The sequence below is a fragment of the Pseudomonas sp. ef1 genome, assembly GCF_007293365.2.
Lineage (GTDB): Bacteria > Pseudomonadota > Gammaproteobacteria > Pseudomonadales > Pseudomonadaceae > Aquipseudomonas > Aquipseudomonas siliginis.
On the sequence record NZ_CM129815.1, the window covers coordinates 931,609 to 952,438 of the forward strand.

Genomic DNA, 20,830 nt, shown 5'->3' on the forward strand with positions numbered 1-20,830 from the left:
ATGGCTGATACACCTGAGCAAGAGATCGTAAGTGCCATTAGCGCTGCTGGTTGGCTGCAAGGAGATACCGTCTCAGGTGACGCCTTGATTGAACACATATCCGAGGAGGTCCTGAAAGGCCAATTCGAGGGGGTGGCTCCAGCTTATTGGATGTTGGCCTCCCATTCCTGCACGGTGCATGCACGCAACCTTTGTGATGCGCCGTGGATAGAGTGGATTGCCGTTAAGGTAAAGAAAAAGGCCTTTGATAAGCAGCTGCACGCCCTCAATCCACGTACGCTGCACCTGCAGCACGCGGAAAAGCAGGTTTTGGAGCTCAAGATTCACAAGCGTGTGTGGACCAAGAGAGCCGTGCTTCCGACGCTCCACCGAAATCCGGTAATCACGCTGAGCGAAGAAAACGGTCAGTATTTCTCATACTGGATGTCCCACCATTACAACCGTATTGCGATGCCGGACGAGTTGGTCAACCGCCTGAAGGCAGACCAAGGTGACGACGGCATGAAGGGCATCGCCGTGCTTGTCGACGATTTCCTCCATCAGAACAACCAATTTTTCGCTAGTGCTTGGGTTTCCTTCAACCCCAAGGGCGAGATTCGCGACCCGGCTGAGCCCTACGAGGTGGTGTTCCGGTTTTTGACCAAACGAGAGCACGCCAGGCGCGCAAATGAGCTGCACGACCAGCTGAATGAATTGCTCGGGGTGGCCAGAAATCTCAACGATGGGCTGTACTTCGGTGGAGCAGACGTCACGGTGCTCCAAGACTTTACCATGCTCGATGCGGAAGACTTCGTGCGGTACAACCTTCACGACTGGCTCAGTGTTGGGGATACCGATGAAGATGAAGAAGGTGCCGATGATGCTGACTGAGCTGCTATCGGCCTCCCCTTTAGGATCTGGGTTTGACCTTAGCTGACCGGCTGCTCTACAAACCAATTGATTTTCTCCGGAGCCGGTGTCACTGTCGCTCCAAGAATAGCCCCCACGCCTCGGGCAGGTCCCAGACCTGTACTGCGCACCAGGGGGTTAGTTGTTTCTAGGGCCCGCCCAGGTCGATCAGGCATGCTTTGGGCGGGCCTCAAACCAGCGGGTGACCACCAAAAGGGTCAGTTAGGCCTACTGCTGCCTATCCTCGCTCGTTACCATCCAGAGACCCTCTATTGATACGGTTTCAGCAAAGATGGATGTCTATAAGGTCCGCATCGAAGACACAGAAAGCAAGATCATCGACAAGGAAGGTTTCGAGGCCGAGACCTTCCGCAGAGATCCATGGTACCAGCCTGGAAGTGCCGGCAAGCTAGCTCAGTTTGCTGTATGCCCGGCATGCGACAACCCTGTCCAGCTGGTTGGGCTGTATGAGCTACCGCCTAACGTGAAGAACCCATTCGGGAAACATGCTACTAAGAGCATTCGCGGCATCGCTCCATTTGATAGTGAGGCCCGTAACGATTGCCCGTACTTCCAGCCTCGCCAGCACAAGAAAACAGAACGAAAAACCAGGTTTGACGGCGTCCCACGGAAGATTCTCAAGCTATTGATCGAACAGTTCGATCGCGTGGTTTACATCCTGGAGAAAGAGACCCAACTGGTCCTTTCCGAGAACGCGTTGAGAGGCATGCTGCAGCGTTACAAGGGAGAGCGTGGCTACCTCTATACCGGCGCGACGCTTCGCAATGTGCCATGGATCTTTGCTTACATGTCGGACGCCACCCGCCTGTTTGGCCAGAAGGTCATTGGAAATGCTGAGCTGGTGAAAGCTATTGCCGCTGAGGTGCCAGGGGCGGAAATCAGCAGCACTGGTCGGCTGGAATCGAAGAAGGTGCCTGGTTCGAAGGCGGCATATTTTGATCTCAAAATGAGTTTCATCCGCCATCGAATCGTCAAAGACAGTGAAGCGTCCGGCTTGGTTGAAAGCATGGAGTTTGTAGTGTCACAGCCTCGCGGAGGTGAGCTTGAGCACATTCACAAGGAAGTCATCAAATTCGATTCGGCTTGGTTCGAATCCCTTATCCGGATGCCGGTTGATCATCCTTATCGCAGAATGGATAGAGTGAAGATGGCCCGGGAGGAACTGGGCGATCTGCTGGAGCTGACTCAGGCCTGAGGAGGCCTGTTGTAAACCACTTTTTTTCACTGTAACCACAGTGGTTTACAGTGAAAAAAAGTGGTTTACAACGTAGCTACGACACGCGCCCTGGCCACTCCCCAGGCCAGCGCGCTCCTCATTGATTCGTTCAGTCGGGCGTCGAACACCTATGCTGCTCGGGGCCTTGCCACGCCGCGGTGTCCTATAATTCATCTTCAGCTGAATGGAGCAAAATGTTGTGAAGCGCACATTCATTGGAATGGTCGAGGCTGGTGAGCCACTGATGAGGCAAGCGCTTGAAGCTATCCGACAGGCCCACGAAGCGGAGGCTGCTGGATTGCCAGACCTTGAGGTACAGCGTCTTCACCCATTGGCAGATTCGCTCTATCAGGCGGTCATTGATTTTCAGCTCCTCAAAGCAGGTAAACCACCGTCGACTATCCAGTGAGGACCTGCCGCTACATGACGAAAAAGATGCCAGCTCTTCTCCCCGACCACCCCATGTATACCGACGCAGTGGATGCGATGAAGCAATACCACGAGGCGCAGGCTTCTGGCTCATCTGCCGAAGAGGTTGAGCGCCTGCGTCAAATCGCAGAATCACAATTTCGGGCTGTCAGCGAGTATCAGCTCAACGCTCTGGGATATCAGTCTCGTCGTCCGCACTGAAGGGATAACCGATCCGGAGGTAGCTTCAGAATCCATCAAGCCAAGCGGAAGACTCACGACGCGGTCCGATTGATCAGCGAGACGGTCGGGAGGGTTTGCACACAGCCCCAAAAAAAAAGCAGCTCCCGAGAGCTGCTTTTTTCTTACTCCCCCTTTTTGTGCTTGTGGGGTTTCAGGTCCGGATGGTCCTTCTGCTTTTCAGGGGTGACTCGCTGCCTTTTGTCCGGAGTGCCATCTTCATTGGTGCGCTTTGGGCCTGGCTTGATGCTCATGCAAAACTTCCTTTTCCGCTTGGGTTGTTGAATGCAGCTATGTAATTAGTCCAGCTTCTCTCAGCTGTCAAAGCAGGCTGGTGCAGAACCGCCTGGCCGATGATCCGGTCCACATCGAACATTCAGAGGCCAGAATAAGAGCCTCCGACAAAGGGCTTACAAGGGGCAGTGAAATCCAGCGCTGAGCGATACGAAGACGTCTGGACGTTCATCATGCCGAGCACGGTGTGGAACAGGTTGTCGTGGCTCAGCGGTGACGTGGTTTGAGCTTTCAAACAACCCACGTTGACCTTTTCGCTCTTCGCGAGCGAGTCAGACATCCAAAGTACCAACGGCACCTTTGTTTGCTCGTCAGGAGCCATCGCGTAAGGCAGCCCGTGTAGATAGAGCCCACCCTCCCCCAGCGATTCGCCGTGGTCCGAAACGTACATCAGCGCAGTGTCGAACTTGGTGTTGGCCGCCAGGATATCGATGAGATTTGCAGTCACATAATCGGTGTAGAGGATTGAGTTGTCGTAGGCATTGACCACCTCCTCCTGCTTACATTTGTCGAGCTCGTTGGTCTCGCACACCGGTGCGAATTTCTTGAATTGCGAGGGGTAGCGCTTGTAGTAGGCCGGGCCGTGACTGCCTTTGTAGTGGAGCACCAGGACAGCATCGCCTTCCTGGCGCTTGATGAAGTCTTGCATCTCCGTGAGCAGCACCCCGTCCTTACACTCCTCGCTGGTGCACAGTTGGGAATCCGCGTGAGAGGCAGCCTTGTGGTTGGGAACCCTGTCGCAGACCCCTTTGCACCCCGAGTTGTTGTCAGTCCACATGACACTGATGCCAGCGCGTTGAAGCACGTCGAGCAGCCCTTCTCGGCTCTTGGCCAAGCCATCTTTGTACTGGGCCTTACCCACGTCCAGGAACATGCATGGCAGCGAGACCGCGGTAGCGGTACCGCAGGAGCTCACGTTCGTGAAGCTAATGACATTTCGCTTTTCTAGTTCCGGATTCGTTTCACGGGAGTAGCCGTTGAGGGAGAAGTTGGCGGAGCGAGCGGTCTCTCCTACTGCCAGTACCAGCAGCCTGGGTTTACGAGCCGCACCCTGTCGATTAACTACCGCATCAGTACCAATGGCCGTCAGCGTTTTAGGTGAGGCCAGCTGACGCTTCAGGTACCCATGGCCAGCCGCAAACAAGTTGGTAGGTACCAGAATCAGCCGGATCTCCCGATTGTTGCGCAGCAAGGAGGCATACGACTGGTACTGACTCAACGCGATGCCAGATAAGGTCAACAGAGCGAGCGACAGAGCAATGAACCTGCTGACCAAAGCTTTGGCCCAAGGCTTGCGCCGGAGGGGAACCCGGGCAATCAGGTAGACGGGCAACACCCCAACCATTGCGACCCAAAGACCGAGCTTCCAATTCAGCAGCTCGGTTGCCTCAGCGACGTCGGTCTCCACAACGTTGGTGAACATTGTGTAATCGATCACGATGCCGTAGGCATTCATGAAGTAACTCGCAAAAGACGCGCTGATCAGTACCAGGCACAGTATGGGTTTGGCCAGCCGCCCCCATGACAGCAAGCTCAGAACGGTAAACACCCATGCGAATACTATGACTGGGAGGCTAGCCGCTAGCTGCCAGTTCACTTCATCGGTTTTGAATACCAGCTTCCAGAGCACGTTCCAGAGCTCAGCGTTCGCGAATAGCAGTAACCAAAAAGTCACCAGGCCGATTAGCAAATTAGTACTGATGCCTTTCTGCCGCGCATTGCGAATAGCAAAGATCCATTTGCTTAACAGGGTGTGAACAATGGATTTGGAAGGTGTCATTATCAAACTCTGGAAGCTGCTTATCCATGGCGGTAGCTATGGAGTTAGCGGGAGCTACAAGGCAAACCGTCGACAGATGCTGAGCGATTGCGCAATGTGCGGAGCGTCAGAGGCCTTAGGCCCCTAGGCGTTGGGGACGCTTAGTATGTGTGAGGCATAGGGATAAAAAGAGAAATGAATCTCGCTGAGCGCATTATTTCCGGGACCTGATAACGACACGATGACCTCGGGATTACAATGCTGACAGAAATCCAATTACTGCTGTTTTGATTGTCATTGATCACGCTATGATCAAAATTAGGGGAATACTACCCACCAAAAGCAATGCTCCGCTCAGCTAGATAAATTTAATTTCACAAACAAAACGGTTTCGTTTTGTCGTAGGCTAATTTTGAACTTTCAATTCAACTTACAAGTCTTTCTCGCGAGCAGAACATAATTTTCAACTTTTGCTCGTTAATATGTCACCCATCAATGAGGGGCGAATACCATGAGCTTTTTCAAAAACATCCTGGGCGGGCACCATGGCCGTGGAAACCACGGTGGAGGCAAGCACCACAGCGGGGGACATGGGGCCGAGCAATATGATCGCCATGGCCGGCAGCAGGGCTGCGACGGCGGTAATCAGGTGTATGACGGCGGGCGCCCTCCCACTCCTGCCCCCATCAAAGATCTGCAGGGCTGCAGGCAGTGCCGGACGGCCAACGATCCGTCAGCACGCTTTTGTCTAAACTGCGGAACACCGCTATCGAGTGGTTGCACCGCCTGCGGCTCGCTGCTGAGTGCAGGAGCAAGATTTTGCAGTCAGTGTGGCCAAGCGACGCTCTAAGGCTAGGTAGACAGGAAGGCCAACGAGACCACAACCCTGCGCAAGGAGAAATACGTGGGTTCAAATCATGACCATGGCAGCGCTGCAGTACGCGAGGGGCATCAGAAGAAGCTAATCATGGCGCTCGGCTTGACTGGCAGCTTCATGATTGCAGAAGTGATCGGTGCGTGGATTACCGGCAGCCTGGCGCTGCTGTCGGACGCATCTCACATGTTCACAGATACTGCCGCCTTGGCGATCTCACTGATTGCACTTCAGATAGCCAAGCGGCCGGCGGATCAGAAAAGAACCTTCGGCTATGCGCGCCTGGAAATTCTGGCTTCGACGTTCAACGCCGTGCTGCTCTTCCTGGTGGCGATGTACATCTTGTATGAGGCCTACCAGCGCTTCTTCATGCCGGCGGAGATCGCTACCGGAGCGATGATGTGGATCGCAATCGCCGGCCTGATCATCAACCTAATTTCGATGCGCCTTCTGGCATCTGCGAGCAACGAAAGCCTCAACGTCAAAGGAGCCTACCTCGAAGTTTGGAGCGACATGCTCGGCTCGCTTGGCGTAATCATCGCGGCACTTATCATCCGCTTCACCGGCTGGACCTGGGTCGACACGATTGTCGCTGTGGCGATCGGCCTTTGGGTTCTGCCGCGGACGTGGCAGTTGCTTCGCGAAAGCCTGGGGATCCTCATGGAGGGTGTCCCGAGGGGGCTCGACGTTACGGCAATCGAGGCCACCATCCTCGGAGTAGATGGCGTGACGGACGTTCATGACTTGCACGTGTGGGCTGTCAGCAGTGGCAGTAACGTGATGACGTCGCACGTAGTGGTTCGGGATTCTGCAGATGGGGATGCTGTGTTGGCGGCCGTCGTGGATGCTGTCAGCGATGCATTCGAAATCCATCACTGCACCATCCAGATCGAGCGGGCAGCTTTCCACGAGAGCGTTCCCTCACCCTCGCACTGACCGATCGGTAAACACCATGCAAACACATCACCCTCCTGGCTGAGGGTGATGTTGCAAAAAAAATGCGGTGAGGGATGCCGTAAACGGCAGGAGCGCTTCAAGGGGGTTGGTGAATGGCTTCGCCTGCCCTCGTCAACAACCTCCAGAAGGCTCAGCGATGGCCTGGATCATCACGAAGTACCTACTCACTGCCGGTATAGTGATTCTCGTGTCAGAGCTGGCGAAACGCAGCGACAAGCTGGGCGGCTTGGTCGCCGCCCTACCCTTGGTCACGGTCGTGACGTTGGTCTGGCTCTATTTAGAGAACCAGAGCATGGAGAAGATCTCCAACCATGCTTGGTACACGTTCTGGTACGTGCTTCCGACCCTGCCGATGTTTATTGCTTTTCCATTGCTGCTACCTAAGCTCGGCTTTTGGCCGACACTGATCAGCAGCATCCTCATCACAATGGCCAGCTTCGGAGGCTTCGCCATACTGCTGCGCCGGTTCGGCATTGAGCTTCTATGATCCGGTGGCCGCAGGGATCATCTTGATGAGTCTTAACGGCTATTAACACACTCGCCCTTCACCAGGTAGCGAACCATGTGCAGTTCGCCTTTCGAGTCTTCGTAGGTCATCATGCTTCTTACATTACCGCAGTACCGCACATTGGGTGATACATACACCAACTTACCAACGTCCAGGTCCATGCCATAGGCGTAGTCTTCTAGTTGAGGCATGGGCTTTTTTACGCGTTGAGCATAATCCGCTGTAGCCTCTCTAGCAGTACGCTCGATGTGTTTATTGATCTCCATACCGCTTTGGGCATTGGCTGTTAGTGATGTAAAGAGCATAAACACGGCGATCGCTGATACAGTAGTGTTCATAAGAAGTCCCTTAATAAAAAAGCGCCCGTAGGGGGGCGCTAAAATTCACCTACCAAAGGAGCGTATGGTTTACAGGTGAATGCACTGGCGCGAACAACTGCTCGGTGCTCTTGCCAAGCTGCTTTGAAATGAGACAATTTCCAAAGCAGCGATGCCTCTTCCGCTGCCCTTAAACTAGCAAAGGAGGCTAACACCAAGATGATCGTGCAATTACAATTTGGACATGTAATAGATTGTAAGATAATTATTCGAGAGAATATCGAGCCGCCACGTGAACTAATTTGCAGAAAGGCGCTGCGGTTTGCGGCCGTGCATGGGGTCTGCCTGCGTGGCGCCCTCGATCCAAGGCCAGTACCAGTCCTTGCAAGCTAACGACCGAAATGCTGCCTGTCCTGGCCGATTCCACCTGCCAGGCGAATCTGTCATACACCGCCGCAGGCCCCAGAATCCGCTATGCTTAGGGGTGGAGCCTGCATGACTGTCAGAAATCTTGCGGCTACATTACAAATTTGTAGGATTTCGCCGCGGCCAGCTTCTTCGCGTTAAGATTCAAGCGTCCTCAGGTGACCCGGCGTATGGACAGAGGTAGCGACTACCACATGCCATACCCTCAGCCAAACTTTCGAACAGCCTGCAACCATAATCTTGGCGGATTAGGCCAACTCCTTCCTCACACCTTGAGATAAGTTATGCGCGTTCTAGTTGTGGAAGACGAAATTAAAACTGCCGAATATCTTCAGCAGGGCCTATCCGAAAGCGGGTATGTCGTAGATATCGTGCACAACGGTGTAGATGCTCTGCACTTGTTCAACACTAATGTCTATTCGTTGGTCCTCCTGGACGTGAACCTCCCGGGTATCGACGGCTGGGACCTGCTGGAAACCATCCGTAAGACCAGCCGGGTCCGCATCATCATGCTGACCGCCCGCGGACGCATCAATGACAAGCTCAAGGGCTTGGACGGCGGCGCGGATGACTACCTTGTGAAGCCATTCGAATTCCCTGAGCTGCTTGCTCGCATCCGTTCGCTGCAACGCCGTGGTGATGAGTTAGTCGAGAAGAGCTCGCTGAAAATTGCCGATCTGGAACTCGACTCCGTCCGCCATCGCGTCTTCCGCGGTGGCACACGCATCGATCTCACCACCAAGGAATTTGCGCTTCTGCACCTGCTCATGAGCCGAACGGGCGAAGCGCTGACTCGCTCTCAGATCATCTCGTTGGTCTGGGATATGAATTTCGATTGCGACACCAATGTCATCGATGTAGCCATCCGGCGCTTGCGCTCGAAGATCGATGACCCGTTTGAAACCAAGCTCATTCACACGCTTCGTGGCGTTGGGTACGTTTTTGAGGAACGCGCATGAGGCCATTCAGCCTGGCTGCAAAGCTGGGGTTAAAAGTTGGGTTGATGAGCGCAGCGTTGCTGCTTCTGTTCGCCACCTTTGGCTATCTGATGGTAGGCAAGGCTCTGGAAAGAAATGCCAGAGCAGACCTGGAAGTAAAGATGGCGGGGATGGCTCACAACCTGTCCACCATCCCGGACATCTCCGGCGTCAACGCGGATGCGCATCAGCTTGTCGATTTGGTCATGGGCCACAACAACCTGTATGTGAGCATATTCGATACCTCACAGAATCAGACTCCCCTGCTCTCGATTGGCTCGAAACAGGTCAATCTGGAGGTGCACAAGTTTCAGCCGGCGGCCCAGCCCAAAGAGCACGAATGGCGTGATACGCAGGACCGTCCTCTGCTGAGTGCTTCTCGAATCATGCGTTTGGGCGATGGAACAGAGGTCAGCGTCTATATGACCATGGACCAGTCATCCAGTGAGGCGCTGCTCGATGCGTTGCTGACCTGGGCCTTGATGATGTCCCCCGTCATCCTCGCACTGATCTTGGCCATTGGCTGGTGGACTGTGCGCAGAGGCCTGCTACCACTGACCAAGTTCCTCAAGATCGCCTCGAAAATCTCAACCGAGAGCCTCGACCATCGCCTTCCAACTGATGGGATGCCGGCAGAACTCAAAATGCTCGCCGACGGCATCAACATCATGCTGGCTCGCCTGGATGATGGGGTTCAGCAGCTCTCGCAGTTTTCTGACGACCTTGCTCACGAACTTCGAGCACCGCTTTCCAACCTGATGGGCAAGGCCCAGGTTGCCTTGACCAGAGAACGATCGCTTTCCGAGTACCGGGAGGTTCTGGAGTCGTGCACAGAAGAGCTGGACCGCATGAGCCGCATGGTTTCCGACATGCTGTTCTTGGCCCAGGTCAGTCATCCAGCATCAATGGTGGAGTTCGAATCCGTCTCCTTGGTCGACGAGGTTCAGCGAGTGTGCGATCTCTTCAGCATTTCAGCAGAAGAAGGCGAGATTCAGCTGCAGATCTCCGGCAGTGATGACGTGGTGCGCGGGAATCGCCTGATGGTTCAACGTGCCGTCTCGAATCTGGTCTCGAACGCGATCCGTTACTGCCCTCGCGGCCGCACGGTCTACGTTAAGGTGCAGCATAGTGCGAGCGGTACGACGTTGAGTGTCGGCAACCCCGGCCGTGGTATTGCCAAGGAACACCACGCGCACTTGTTTGAGCGGTTCTACCGTGTGGACAAGAGCCGAGCACGGAGCGAAGGCGGTACCGGTCTTGGCTTGGCCATTGTGCAGTCGATCATGAGTCTGCACCAGGGATCGGCGAGCGTGGAGGTGACCGAAGAAAACTTCACCTGGTTCCACCTTCACTTTCCGGAAGCCCAGCAAATGCAGCCGGCAATGACCGCCGCTTAAATTGCGCAGACACGATTAGGCCCGTCAATCGACGGGCCTTTTGTTTGCCTCAATGCATCAGTGCCGAAGGACCACAGGGTCCATGGGCGACCGCAGAATCACCGACTTAATAATCTTCTGTTCGTCAGGATTGGCGTTTTTCCACAGGTGTGAGAAGTACTGAGCATTCACTTTCTCTTGAGCACTTACGCTGCCGGCGGCATCGATCAGGCGCATGGTCGAGTAGACACAGATCAGCGCCAGAATGAAGAACGCCGTGGCGACCACCATCACATAACGCTTGGCCAGCACCGGTGCCCGCTTGAGCTCCTGGATAGAGGCGTCCGCCGCCTTTGTCGCTGCTGTAAGCTCCGAGATCAGTGGCTGGATGGCGGTGTCGACTCCGCGGCATGCAGCTGAATACGCTGATGCAGCGGCGCGCAAGGCAACCTCCTCCGCGTTCGACCAAGCCTTCTCCGCCTTTCGCACCTCCTCCTGAATCTGCCGGCCGACAGCGTCCACCTGCTCCACCAGTTCGTTCGACCTCTCCAGAACAGCGCTGGAGGTGCGCGTCTGCGAGGTCAGCTCATCGAGCTGGACAGTGAGTTTTTCAGTGCAGCGGCGAAAGTCACCGATAGCAACTGCCCAGGGCTCTATGTCATTCATGGCTATCTCCTAGGGCGGCCAACAACGCCGCGCTGAATTAACGCGCTAGATATCAAAATTGTAATTTAAGAGAAAATTCGAAGTCGCCCTCGACAGTGCCGAGATAGACATGATCCTTCCAGATTTGAAGATTTAACGCATCCTATCTGCAGCCAAAATTACGGAATTGTAATTATTGACTCACCTTGTCGTTAGCTTCGCGTTCCTAAACTACAAACCAACAAAGGCCGCTAATCAGGTTGGCCTAGTATGAACCGAGGTTCACAATGAAATTTGTCAAATCTATCGCTATTGGCAGCCTGCTGCTGGGTCTCATGGGTACCGCTTACGCTGAAGGCGGCTTCGAGCGAACGAAACAGTTCAACGAGAACTTCCGAACCGAACAGGCTCGCCTATGGAGCGATGACTCTTCGGACCAGAACAAACAACAAGTCGCTCAAGAGCAAAAGAAAGAAAGCAAGGATGGTAAGGAACAAGCCGACAATTAATCGGCGGTTAAATAGGACTTCAAATGACGAAAGAAATCGACAAAAAAGCCAGGGTAAAACCTGGCTTTTTTGTGCTTGGAATTTAGCCTTCGTTCTTGCGAGGCGTTTCCGCATTGCTTTCTCCGGCCAGACCCTCGGCACCTTGTGCGGGGCGTTTCCAATGGCACAGCAGGAGCTGGCTGGCGTTCGCTTCGGTGATCGATGTGCAAGCTAGATCAGCGGGCAGACCATCCTTGCTGTCTCGCAAGCGCCTGGACAGATAGAACGAGCCATCCCGCGGCCACTTGGCAGGATCCTTGATGTTCTCGGACTTCCCGCTGCTGTAAAACTCCGACGAGTATGAGCGGCGGCCAGGATAGATCAGGGGAGCGGAATGAGCAGACTGCACATTGAGCCAGGCTTGAACCACATCCCGCTGATTCTGAGGGCGCTCCTCTAGTACCCCGGCGTAGATGATGCCCGCACCGATGATTGGCAACACCAATGCGCTCGCAGCGGCAGCCCAGGTGGTCTTCGGGCCAACTTCGCTGACCCGTGCAGACAGCAGCAATGCCCACGCTGGCAGCGCGGGTAGCAGGTAGGTCCACAGAATGTTGCCTGCAAATGTGAAGAAGACCGGTGTCGCCAAGGCCCACAGCCAGAGGTAGGCTTTGAAGCGCTGCATCGATCCACGCTTGCGGATCAACAGTGGTAGAAACAAGGCCCATGGCAGTAGCGACAATCCGAGCTGGATCCAGATGCTGCCGTACGGCTTGGCATGAGCACTACCATAGAGGTCCCCTGCCCAGTTACTGACGACGTAGCGGCTCCAGTGCTCACCAACGAAGAAGTACTCCATGAAGCCGGGCGTTTTCATCTCGGCCGCGACATACCATGGCACGGATATACCGAACATGAGTACAAGGCCGCTAATCCAGGGAAGCCTCAGTACCCGTCCCCATTCCTTGTAGATAACGAACCAGGCGAATGCCGGCGCCCCCATAAGCACCAGGGTCAGCGGCCCTTTGGCAAGCAAGCCCAGCCCGAGACCTGCGAACATCAGGTAGGCATCCGCCTTGCTGGCGCACTTCATCCAACGCCAGAAACCGTAGCTGGCCAGCAGAATCGAGAACGACAAAACAGGGTCAGTCAGCACAACACCGCTGGAGACCAGGCCAAGTGTGGTGCTGGAAAAAATAATGGCAGCCCAGATGCCGGCGTTACGAGAAATCTGCTGCGTGCCGAGTTTGATGATGATGAAACAGCTTGCCAGGTGGAGTAGCCACGCTGGGAAGCGCGCAGCGAACTCGTTAACGCCGAAGACCGTCATGCTCGCGGCCTGGGTCCAGAAGGACAACGGAGGCTTGCCCCAGAACGGTACCCCGTAGTCGAACATGGGCGTGATCCAGTCATTCAACTCGACCATCTTGCGAGCCATTTCAGCGTAACGGGCCTCAGATGTGTCCATCAGCGGGTAGATGCCCAGCCCCACCAAACGCAATAGCAAAATCGAACCCAGGACCCACCACAGCGTCCTCTCGTTCTTCAGGTTCAGCATTTCTTACCCTCGATCGAAGCCATCGAAGGGTGGAGTGACACGGGATCTGCCTTGTTGCTGTGCTTCAGGAAATAGAGAGGCCGGCGCTTCACTTCCGCGAGTGTCACGCCCAGGTACTCCCCCACCATGGCGACACCGACGCACATGAATGAAGCCATTCCGACGATCAGGTGATGGATGTCGAAACTGCCTGCCACAAGCGACGCAAGCATGTAGCAGATGCTGGAGACGAAAAGACCGAAACTGATGAGGCTGAAAATGCGCAGTGGTTTGCGAGAGAAGCTGACGATGCTCTCGATGGCCAGATTGAACAGGCCAGCTGCATTCCATTTGGTGCTCCCGGCATGGCGAACAGTGCGATTGTAGGGCAGTTCGATGGTACGAAAGCCTACCCAGCCGATCATGCCTTTGAGAATCCTGGAGCGTTCATCCAGGGCCCGCAGGGCTGCCAGCGGCGCAGGCCCAATCAATCGGAAATCGCTGACATCGGCCGGCATGTCCACCTTCTCCACCAGGCGCTGCATGACCCAGTAGTAAGCCCGGGCACTCATGCGCTTGAACCACGAATCACCGATTCTCAGGTTGCGCTGCATGTTCACCACGTCGTAGCCGCGTTGCCAGTAGTCCACCATGGCCGCGATGAGCTCTGGTGGATCCTGCAGGTCGACATCAATGAAGATCAGCGCACTGCCACGGGCATGGTCTATCCCGGCGCTCAGTGCAGCCTCTTTGCCGAAGTTGCGACTCAGGGACAGGCAACGTACAGATGACCCATCCTGATAGTGGCGAAGAATGTCGGCCGTCCGGTCATTACTGCCGTCGTCGACATAGAGGATTTCGCAGGAGACGGGTAAGCGCTTCACCACGCGGGTGATTCGCTGGTGGAACTCGGGGATGGTTTCCTCTTCCTGGAAGCAAGGGACCACGATGGTTAACAAGGGATCAGGGCGCTCGGGAAAGCGATGTAATGTCTGCATGATTGAATGTCCAAAAACGATGTGCAATGAATCCAAGTGCAGTGAGGCTTAAGGTCACTACGACTTGGGAGATGAGCGGTGACAGATTCGACTTGATGAGGAACCACATACCCACGCCATTGCCGAAGTTTGTGGTTAACGCGACCAGTGCAAACCTGACAGGCTGAAACTTACGAGAGCCATCTGCCACAAAACAGAGCGCCCTATTTCCAATGAAGCTCGCGATTGCGCCAACCATGCCGCCACAGATACTGGCCAGTAACGGAGTAACGAATTCTGTCGTAACCAGCAATAGGAACACCGCATAATGGACTCCCGTTGCTATGAAGCCGATCCCCAGATAACGAATCAGTAAGGTAGTAAGAGGTGGGGTTTGATTTTCCATGCCCAAAGCCTATGGAGGCAAAGGTGAAAAAATAGTGAACTAAATGTAAATGCGTAATTAGCCGAATCTATATATGGTAAGTAACAAGTCGGCGCACTAGGCTAGCACGCTACAATATCAGAGGGATTGCCTGAAAATTACGCTTTCGAAATAAAAGCCTTCCGATAACGCATGCATGACCCGTGGATTACAATGTTGACAAGATAAGGAAACACCGGGTGGCATTGAGATAGATTCCCCGAATTAAGGGGGACCTAATGGTTACACAAAATGAAACATATACAAGCACCGTTGTTCCTTACAGCCCTGACATATTGGATGATTTGCCAATTGATGATCAGCTGGCCGTAGAGTTTTTCGCAACAGCACGTTGTGCCAGTTTCAAACAGGCTGCCCGAGGGCTCAATGTGCCAGTGGTAGGCCTGCGGAAACGCTTGGAGAAACTGGAAGAGCACATTGGTGCTCCCGTGTTTGTCTACAAACACAACAAGCTTGCCCTGACCCGCACAGGCGAGAGGGTCAGCCATTACCTGTGCCAGCTCTTCGGCCCAGACGGCCTTGGCAAGTCCGGTGAAAAGGAAGTCCCCAGGCTTACCATCGCGATCACAGAGCCAGTGCTGAACGACCGTAAACCGCGATCTAGTCGCCTACGTGCGTGATCATGCCGAAATGCAGCTGGAAATCCATTCAGAATGCACAACGCAGATGCTTTCTGAGTGTGAAGTCGATGTGGGTATCGCTTTGGTGAGCCCAGATGATAAAGGCGCGCTTGATCGCCATCCTACGTATAGGTTTGAACGGCTTGGCCGGATTGGGCACGCCCTGTTCATTTCCAGCCGCTATTCAAGAAGCGTCACCCTTCCAGTGGAGAGCTTGGATTTGCACAACTTCATGCTCGTTGTCCCTTGGGATGAAGAGATCTTGGCGGGCTCACGAAAGTGGGCATCGATAATGGCTGAGCATCAGGGCGGTACCACTCGGGTCAAGAGCTACAACCTATCACGAGGCCTTGTCGTTGGCGGTGCGTGTATTGGAGTGCTGCCCGACTACAGCCGAAAACTGGAGAGAAATATCCTACCCGTGCCGGGTTTCCTGGACGACCTGGAGGAGAAAGATGTCTATCTTGTTATCAAAACGAAGCTTGTCCGCAATCCGCAGGTTTTGGAAATTCGAAGATTGATCAAGAAGAGCTTCTTTGATAAGAAGGACTGGCTTGTTCGGTAACAGTTTTGTTAGGTTTGAAACTCCTCCGTTAACACTACAGAAACACAACTGTCATATTCGCTTGCAACCTAGTCAGAGTGCTTAGAACAAAGGCATCTTGTTACAGCAGGTGACAACCGTGGCCTGCTCCCATCTGCAAGATAAATTTAGGCCGGCGCAGGGCGAAATATAACGTCGGTAGCTAAGCACTTAACATACGAGAGGCAAGCAATGATCCGTTCTTCGAACATGCGGGAAAAGCTGTTGGCTGCCGCAATAATAGGCACATTTTCCTCGCAAGCATTCTCCGGAACAGTAACCACTGACGGAGCTGACATCGTTCTGAAGACCAAGGGCGGTCTTGAAGTATCGACTTCTGACAAGGAATTCAGTTTCAAACTGGGCGGCCGAGTTCAGGCCGACTACGGCCGTTTCGATGGTGTCTTCACCAAGAATGGCGATACCGCTGACGCAGGCTACTTCCGTCGCGCCTACCTTGAGCTCGGTGGCGTGCTGTACCGCGACTGGAAGTATCAGCTCAACTACGACCTTTCCCGCAACACGGGCAACGACTCCGACGGCTACTTCGACGAAGCCAGCCTGACCTACACGGGTTTCAAGCCGGTGCAACTGCGCTTTGGCCGTTTCTACACCGACTTCGGTCTTGAGAAAGCCACCAGTTCGAAGTGGACCACCGCCATGGAGCGGAACCTCTCGTACGACCTGGCGGACTGGATCAACGACAACGCCGGCATGGGTGTTCAAGCCACCAGCACCATCGCTGACATGGCTTATGTTTCCGGTAGCGTTTTCAGCGAAACCAATAACAACTCGGATGGCGACAGCACCAAGCGCTACAACGTACGTGGCGTGTTCGCACCGCTGCACAGTGATGGCAACGTCCTGCACGTCGGTGCTCAGTACGCTTACCGCGACCTCAAAAACAGTGCGGTCGATACCCGGATTCGTTCGCGTCTGGGCGTCCGCGGTGTAGATACCAATGGCGGCGGCGATGCCGGCACCAACGGCAACCGCATGCTGTTTGGCGGTGCTGCTGCACAAGATGGCCTGTGGAAGGACGACTCGGTCTGGGGTCTCGAAGGTGCCTGGGCCACCGGCCCGTTCTCGGTTCAAGCGGAATACCTTCGCCGCAAGCTGAAAGCTGACCAGGCCAACAACGACATGAAGGCCTCCGGTTACTACGCCCAGATGGCTTACACCCTGACCGGCGAGCCGCGTATCTACAAGCTCGATGGTGCCAAGTTCGACACTATCAAACCAGAGAACAAGGAACTGGGGGCCTGGGAAGTCTTCTACCGCTTTGACGATATCAAGGTCGAAGACGGCAACCTGGTCACCGCGGCGGACCAATCGAACGAGCGCAAGGCCAAGAGCCACACGGTGGGTGTGAACTGGTACGTCAACGAGGCGGTGAAAGTCAGTGCCAACTACATCAACGTGCGCACCGACAACAACGAGAACACCGTGGGCGACGACAGCGGCAATGCCATCGTGACCCGCCTGCAATACGTCTTCTGATCCCTCTCATCAGTCTGACGTGAGAAAGCCGGAAGCGCTCAACGTGCTTCCGGCTTTCCTGTTTCTGGAGGTGATCAAGCATGGAGCGCCCTCCTCCTACCTGCTTTCGCTTACCGATGACCGCTCTTGCCAAAGCTCGGCGAATCTGATGTGATTGCCGCGTCGGGCTTTGCATGGTGGCCGTGCAAGCAAATCAAACCTGACTCCTATTCATGATTGAACCTGATTCGACGTCCAGCTTCGCGTCTAACGGCCCTACAAGCGCAGCTACCCCAACGTCGCTCATTAGGGGATAGTCATGCCTGCAAAAAAGCTGCTTCAACCTCTCGCTGCTCAGCTGCACGCCTCGTTCTCGGCTTCTGGCCGCCCGTACTCTCATCTGCACCTCCACCAGCTGTTCCACGCGGCCATCGGCTCCGTTGCACCGCAAGTTGCCATCCAAGACAAGCTGCCAATTCAGGTCTGTCGTGACAACGAGACACGGCAGTACAACCTCTACGCGGCGGTCGAGCGGGCGAAAACGTGCTTAGGATTGACCGATCTTCAAGCAGTCGGTGTGGCTGAAGAAGTCATTGAGGTGCTACGAACTGCGGGAATCGGCGTGAACCAGGTTCGCCTGCTCCTTGACCCCTCCTTCAGCTCGAAGACTCGCAAAAAGGCCTTCAAGGCTCTCTGCAAGAACCTGGATCTGAACGAGCTAGGCGATCGCTTCGTCCCCAAGACTGCCACGTTGGCCATCGCTGCTGGTATTGCGCCGCCTCCCAAAATGTCGTGGAAGGATCGCTTCGCCCTGGCTGCAAATTCCCCCATGCGGGGGCCAAGCGAGCTCATCAGCATGGTCAACCGGGATGAGTGTTATCTGTGGGTATTCCCACCGACTGACCATCATGCGACGGCTCCAGCGACGCATGACCGTTTCTTTGGTGAAAAGACCCACCCGAGCGCAGAAATGGGCATGGGGTTCAGCATCATCGATTCCGGCTGGACCCGCCCCAAGTACCCGCTATCCAGGCAGTCACAAGAGACCTTCATCCAGTATTCGCTTTCTGCGCCGATGTGGTCCTGGCGCGCACAAAGTGACACCTGGCGCCTGGGAAACATCCTGCGTTCAAGAATCCTTGACGGGGCTCCTTGGCATAACGAGCCTCTGAGTGACGTGCTTCCGAGCGGCCTTAAATCCCTGCCCCGGATCTATGGGTGCGAAACCTGCCGAACGCTGTTCATTGAGAATCACAGCGACTACCCGGATGTACCCACTCAGTGCCAATGCGGTGAGGCGAGCAGCACGGGTGACCAAAACGAGTCATCTGCTCTCAATAGCTGATTTTCCTTACGGTGGCGGGCTGAGCCCCCCGTTAGGGATTGGCTATGGGAGCGGGATTCGCTCACCCCAAACCTGAAGGCGCCGCCACCTAACCGAGCGATATGAGCTGAATGCTCGCGGAGTAGATATGCAAAAGAGTAAAAACAAACAGGACACCCTGGCGGCGATCAATGCGCTTGTCGAGATTGCGTATGATCAGGGATTTGCGGACGGACACGGAGTCGGCAATCAAGTCGGTTTCGTAGCCGGTGTCATGAGCCTCAAAGCTGCATTGGCCTGCGGCTTACGGCATGGCTCACCTGAGTGCGGAAAGGCCCTTGAAAGCCTCAAGCGCATCGGGATCGACGAGTGAGAGAAAAGTACGGGTCGTGCGCTGATCGCGCACGACCCGTACTTCTACTTCAGGTCATTTCCCTGCTTAGCTTCATGATTGAAGCTCAGGGATCAGGTGCTTCTGCGGTAGGCCAACAGGCGCAAGGCGTTGAAGACGACCAACAGTGTGGAGCCCTCATGGATCGCAACAGCGGCACCAATGCTCAAGCCCATGATGGTGGACGGAACCAGGATGGCCACAATCCCCAAGCTGACGAACAGATTCTGGTGGATGATCGATCGCGTGTGACGGCTCAGCCCCACCGCAAATGGGAGTTGCCTGATGTCGTCAGCCATAAGCGCGATATCAGCCGTTTCCAGGGCAACATCAGATCCAGCAGCCCCCATTGCGATACCAACGCTCGAACTGGCCATGGCAGGGGCATCATTGACGCCGTCACCCACCATGGCCACCTTGGCGCTAAGGCGCAGGTTTTTGATGGCCTTGACCTTGTCTTCCGGCATCAGGTCTCCCCACGCTTCATCTAAGCCAACTTGTTTGGCTACAGCCTCTGCAACGCGGTTGTGGTCTCCAGAAATCATGACCATGCGTTCGATGCCCATCTCTCTAAGCTTCTGGAGTGCCTCTTTGGCCCCCTCCCGGGGTGTGTCCAATAGCCCGATAGCGCCCAGATCCTTGTCAGCACGCCGTACCACCATGGTGGTACGGCCTGACTGACGTAGACGCTCCGCAGCCTCCAGGGCTGCCTTGCTGAGTGCGGGAATACCATTGGTACCGAACATCTCGACCTTGCCAATCCAGACGAACTGCCCATCAAGCTCAGCACGCACGCCGCGGCCAATCATGTTGCTCATGTTCTTGGCTTGGAATCGGCACCGTGTGCCAATCATCTCTTCACCGTCACGCACAATTGCCGCAGCCAGCGGATGGTCGCTCATCGACTCCACAGCGATGGCGACGTTTAGCAGATCCTCGATCTGCGTGCCGCCTATGGGTATTACATCGGTGATACGTGGGCGCCCTTCGGTCAGGGTACCGGTCTTGTCGAATGCCATGGCATTCAATGATCCAAGCTCTTCAAGTGGCGCACCGCCCTTGATCAGCACGCCACCTCGGGCTGCCCTGGCGATGCCAGAGAGAATGGCGCTTGGTGTAGCGATCGCGAGCGCGCAGGGGCTGGCTGCAACCAGTACGGCCATCGCCCGGTAGAACGAGTCACGGAACGGCTCGTCAAGGAAAATGCCGGCAAATAGCAGCCCGACTACCAGCAGTAAAACCAACGGGACGAATATGCGTTGGAAGCGGTCCGTGAATCGCTGGGTCGGTGACTTCCTGACTTCGGCTTCACTGACCATCTTGATGACCCGCGCCAAGGTACTCTCCGTAGAGCGCCGGGTTACCTCAACCTCGATGAGCGTTTCGCCATTGATGGTACCGGCGAAGACTTTCGAGGCTGCATCCACTGCATCTGGCTTGCTGCGTGCGAGTTCGGCATCAGGAACAGGTTGCTTGTCCACGGGGACGCTCTCACCGGTTACTGGCGCCTGGTTGATACTTGAGGAGCCTACGACTACAAAACCATCGGCCGGCAGGCGGTCATTGGGGCGCACGATGACAACGTCACCGGGAACCAGCAGCTCCACGGGCATCTCCACCGTGCCATTTGCTCTGCGTACGATCGCGGTGGCTGGTGCGAGCTTGGACAGTGCCTCAATCGCTTTCTTGGCCCGCCCCATCGCGTAGCTTTCAAGGGAATGCCCCAGACTGAACAGGAACAGCAGCAGAGCCCCCTCCGCCCAGGCGCCGATGCTCGCGGCACCGACTGCGGCGAGAAGCATCAGCGAGTCGATCTCGAAGCGTTTCTGACGGATGTTGGTAACCGCTTCCTTAGTGGTGAACCATCCACCGAACACGTAGGCCGACACGTACAGAATCAGAGGCAGACGATCAATCAGGCCAAGTTTTCCTGCGAGAGCTCCGGCACCCAGGAGAGCACCACAGATCAGCGCGAAAATCAGCTCTGTGTTCATTCCAAAAATGCCGCCATGCTCATGGCTATGACCTTCATGCCCGGCTTGGTCATCAGGGCGTTCAAGCAAACTCTTCATAACTCGTC

Annotated in this window: 23 protein-coding genes; 15 read left to right on the plus strand and 8 right to left on the minus strand. The window is 55.2% G+C overall.

The features are described from left to right. From FEE99_RS04440 to FEE99_RS04455, 4 genes are all read left to right on the plus strand, one after another. On the plus strand, positions 1 to 870 hold the full coding sequence (locus FEE99_RS04440; protein WP_016497350.1) for a hypothetical protein: 870 nt from the start codon (positions 1 to 3) through the stop codon (positions 868 to 870). 310 nt (positions 871 to 1,180) lie between these two features. Further along, positions 1,181 to 2,104 (plus strand): hypothetical protein, encoded by a 924-nt coding sequence (locus tag FEE99_RS04445; RefSeq protein WP_010951435.1) that lies wholly within the window; start codon positions 1,181 to 1,183, stop codon positions 2,102 to 2,104. Positions 2,105 to 2,324: 220 nt separating this feature from the next. Then, entirely contained in the window at positions 2,325 to 2,534 is a 210-nt protein-coding gene (locus FEE99_RS04450) for a hypothetical protein (protein WP_003298409.1), read from the plus strand. 14 nt (positions 2,535 to 2,548) lie between these two features. Further along, positions 2,549 to 2,755, plus strand: coding sequence for a hypothetical protein (locus tag FEE99_RS04455; RefSeq protein WP_003298411.1), 207 nt, complete (start codon positions 2,549 to 2,551; stop codon positions 2,753 to 2,755). Between the two features lie 143 nt (positions 2,756 to 2,898). On the opposite strand, the gene FEE99_RS04460 is transcribed toward FEE99_RS04455, so the two are convergent. Together FEE99_RS04460 and FEE99_RS04465 are read right to left on the minus strand one after the other, a co-directional pair. Next, on the minus strand, positions 2,899 to 3,027 hold the full coding sequence (locus tag FEE99_RS04460; RefSeq protein ID WP_003253468.1) for a hypothetical protein: 129 nt from the start codon (positions 3,025 to 3,027) through the stop codon (positions 2,899 to 2,901). Positions 3,028 to 3,149: 122 nt separating this feature from the next. Beyond that, positions 3,150 to 4,847 (minus strand): phosphoethanolamine transferase, encoded by a 1,698-nt coding sequence (locus tag FEE99_RS04465; protein WP_003298414.1) that lies wholly within the window; start codon positions 4,845 to 4,847, stop codon positions 3,150 to 3,152. Between the two features lie 490 nt (positions 4,848 to 5,337). On the opposite strand from FEE99_RS04465, the gene FEE99_RS04470 reads away from it, so the two are divergent. The 3 genes from FEE99_RS04470 to FEE99_RS04480 all read left to right on the plus strand — a co-directional run bounded on the left by FEE99_RS04470 (position 5,338) and on the right by FEE99_RS04480 (position 7,144). Continuing rightward, the gene (locus FEE99_RS04470; protein WP_079732563.1) at positions 5,338 to 5,676 is read left to right on the plus strand and encodes a zinc ribbon domain-containing protein; all 339 of its coding nucleotides are present in this window, start codon (positions 5,338 to 5,340) and stop codon (positions 5,674 to 5,676) included. Positions 5,677 to 5,730: 54 nt separating this feature from the next. Beyond that, on the plus strand, positions 5,731 to 6,636 hold the full coding sequence (locus tag FEE99_RS04475; RefSeq protein ID WP_010951438.1) for a cation diffusion facilitator family transporter: 906 nt from the start codon (positions 5,731 to 5,733) through the stop codon (positions 6,634 to 6,636). Positions 6,637 to 6,793: 157 nt separating this feature from the next. Next, positions 6,794 to 7,144: a DUF3147 family protein gene (locus FEE99_RS04480; protein WP_011953105.1), complete on the plus strand. Its 351-nt coding sequence runs from the start codon at positions 6,794 to 6,796 to the stop codon at positions 7,142 to 7,144. Positions 7,145 to 7,176: 32 nt separating this feature from the next. Here the strand turns inward: FEE99_RS04480 and FEE99_RS04485 are convergent, their stop codons facing one another. After that, entirely contained in the window at positions 7,177 to 7,503 is a 327-nt protein-coding gene (locus FEE99_RS04485; RefSeq protein ID WP_010951440.1) for a DUF2790 domain-containing protein, read from the minus strand. 689 nt (positions 7,504 to 8,192) lie between these two features. Here FEE99_RS04485 and FEE99_RS04490 point away from each other — a divergent pair. Then, entirely contained in the window at positions 8,193 to 8,867 is a 675-nt protein-coding gene (locus FEE99_RS04490; protein ID WP_003253457.1) for a heavy metal response regulator transcription factor, read from the plus strand. Further along, on the plus strand, positions 8,864 to 10,282 hold the full coding sequence (locus FEE99_RS04495) for a heavy metal sensor histidine kinase (RefSeq protein ID WP_010951441.1): 1,419 nt from the start codon (positions 8,864 to 8,866) through the stop codon (positions 10,280 to 10,282). Before FEE99_RS04490 ends, FEE99_RS04495 begins: the two co-directional genes overlap by 4 nt. Positions 10,283 to 10,339: 57 nt before the next feature. Here FEE99_RS04495 and FEE99_RS04500 read toward each other — a convergent pair whose 3' ends face one another. Beyond that, the gene (locus tag FEE99_RS04500) at positions 10,340 to 10,927 is read right to left on the minus strand and encodes a hypothetical protein (RefSeq protein ID WP_010951442.1); all 588 of its coding nucleotides are present in this window, start codon (positions 10,925 to 10,927) and stop codon (positions 10,340 to 10,342) included. A gap of 266 nt (positions 10,928 to 11,193) precedes the next feature. Here FEE99_RS04500 and FEE99_RS04505 point away from each other — a divergent pair, with 266 nt between their 5' ends. Beyond that, entirely contained in the window at positions 11,194 to 11,415 is a 222-nt protein-coding gene (locus tag FEE99_RS04505) for a hypothetical protein (RefSeq protein ID WP_010951443.1), read from the plus strand. Between the two features lie 82 nt (positions 11,416 to 11,497). Here the strand turns inward: FEE99_RS04505 and FEE99_RS04510 are convergent, their stop codons facing one another. The 3 genes from FEE99_RS04510 to FEE99_RS04520 are packed head-to-tail and all read right to left on the minus strand — an operon-like array spanning position 11,498 to position 14,314. Continuing rightward, positions 11,498 to 12,952 carry a phospholipid carrier-dependent glycosyltransferase gene (locus FEE99_RS04510; RefSeq protein WP_010951444.1) on the minus strand — a complete coding sequence of 485 codons (1,455 nt, stop codon included), beginning with the start codon at positions 12,950 to 12,952 and terminating at the stop codon, positions 11,498 to 11,500. Then, complete coding sequence (locus FEE99_RS04515) at positions 12,946 to 13,929, minus strand: glycosyltransferase family 2 protein (protein WP_010951445.1); 984 nt, start codon at positions 13,927 to 13,929, stop codon at positions 12,946 to 12,948. Before FEE99_RS04515 ends, FEE99_RS04510 begins: the two co-directional genes overlap by 7 nt. Next, positions 13,895 to 14,314 (minus strand): GtrA family protein, encoded by a 420-nt coding sequence (locus tag FEE99_RS04520; protein ID WP_010951446.1) that lies wholly within the window; start codon positions 14,312 to 14,314, stop codon positions 13,895 to 13,897. Before FEE99_RS04520 ends, FEE99_RS04515 begins: the two co-directional genes overlap by 35 nt. Positions 14,315 to 14,571: 257 nt before the next feature. Here FEE99_RS04520 and FEE99_RS04525 point away from each other — a divergent pair, with 257 nt between their 5' ends. From FEE99_RS04525 to FEE99_RS04545, 5 genes are all read left to right on the plus strand, one after another. Next, entirely contained in the window at positions 14,572 to 14,973 is a 402-nt protein-coding gene (locus FEE99_RS04525) for a helix-turn-helix domain-containing protein (protein ID WP_177327000.1), read from the plus strand. Between the two features lie 10 nt (positions 14,974 to 14,983). Next, on the plus strand, positions 14,984 to 15,538 hold the full coding sequence (locus FEE99_RS04530) for a LysR substrate-binding domain-containing protein (protein ID WP_177326999.1): 555 nt from the start codon (positions 14,984 to 14,986) through the stop codon (positions 15,536 to 15,538). 210 nt (positions 15,539 to 15,748) lie between these two features. Further along, positions 15,749 to 17,056: an OprO/OprP family phosphate-selective porin gene (locus FEE99_RS04535; RefSeq protein ID WP_009395904.1), complete on the plus strand. Its 1,308-nt coding sequence runs from the start codon at positions 15,749 to 15,751 to the stop codon at positions 17,054 to 17,056. A gap of 298 nt (positions 17,057 to 17,354) precedes the next feature. Continuing rightward, positions 17,355 to 18,380, plus strand: coding sequence for a hypothetical protein (locus FEE99_RS04540; protein ID WP_010951450.1), 1,026 nt, complete (start codon positions 17,355 to 17,357; stop codon positions 18,378 to 18,380). A 127-nt stretch (positions 18,381 to 18,507) separates the two neighbouring features. After that, positions 18,508 to 18,732, plus strand: a complete 225-nt coding sequence (locus tag FEE99_RS04545) for a hypothetical protein (RefSeq protein WP_010951451.1) — start codon at positions 18,508 to 18,510, stop codon at positions 18,730 to 18,732. A 92-nt stretch (positions 18,733 to 18,824) separates the two neighbouring features. Here FEE99_RS04545 and FEE99_RS04550 read toward each other — a convergent pair whose 3' ends face one another. Then, the gene (locus tag FEE99_RS04550) at positions 18,825 to 20,822 is read right to left on the minus strand and encodes a heavy metal translocating P-type ATPase (protein WP_041476521.1); all 1,998 of its coding nucleotides are present in this window, start codon (positions 20,820 to 20,822) and stop codon (positions 18,825 to 18,827) included. Positions 20,823 to 20,830: the final 8 nt, after the last annotated feature.